Origin of the sequence: Leclercia sp. GLN_9, assembly GCF_043105735.1 — a bacterium.
GTDB classification, from domain to species: domain Bacteria; phylum Pseudomonadota; class Gammaproteobacteria; order Enterobacterales; family Enterobacteriaceae; genus Enterobacter; species Enterobacter adecarboxylatus.
Map to the genome: position 1 here is coordinate 1 of NZ_JBICLV010000037.1, position 585 is coordinate 585.

At 55.2% G+C, this 585-nt stretch carries 1 pseudogene; it reads left to right on the forward strand.

Annotated features, from left to right (window positions below):
* Window positions 1–26: 26 nt before the first annotated feature.
* Window positions 27–585: pseudogene (locus tag ACF8PE_RS20395) on the forward strand (IS1-like element IS1A family transposase); the annotation flags it as partial.

A 585-nucleotide genomic window follows, 5' to 3' on the forward strand; every position in this document is an offset into this window, starting at 1 on the left:
TATGATGGTGTTTTTGAGGTGCTCCAGTGGCTTCTGTTTCTATCAGCTGTCCCTCCTGTTCAGCTACTGACGGGGTGGTGCGTAACGGCAAAAGCACCGCCGGACATCAGCGCTATCTCTGCTCTCACTGCCGTAAAACATGGCAACTGCAGTTCACTTACACCGCTTCTCAACCCGGTACGCACCAGAAAATCATTGATATGGCCATGAATGGCGTTGGATGCCGGGCAACCGCCCGCATTATGGGCGTTGGCCTCAACACGATTTTACGTCACTTAAAAAACTCAGGCCGCAGTCGGTAACCTCGCGCATACAGCCGGGCAGTGACGTCATCGTCTGCGCGGAAATGGACGAACAGTGGGGCTATGTCGGGGCTAAATCGCGCCAGCGCTGGCTGTTTTACGCGTATGACAGGCTCCGGAAGACGGTTGTTGCGCACGTATTCGGTGAACGCACTATGGCGACGCTGGGGCGTCTTATGAGCCTGCTGTCACCCTTTGACGTGGCGATATGGATGACGGATGGCTGGCCGCTGTATGAATCCCGCCTGAAGGGAAAGCTGCACGTAATCAGCAAGCGATATAC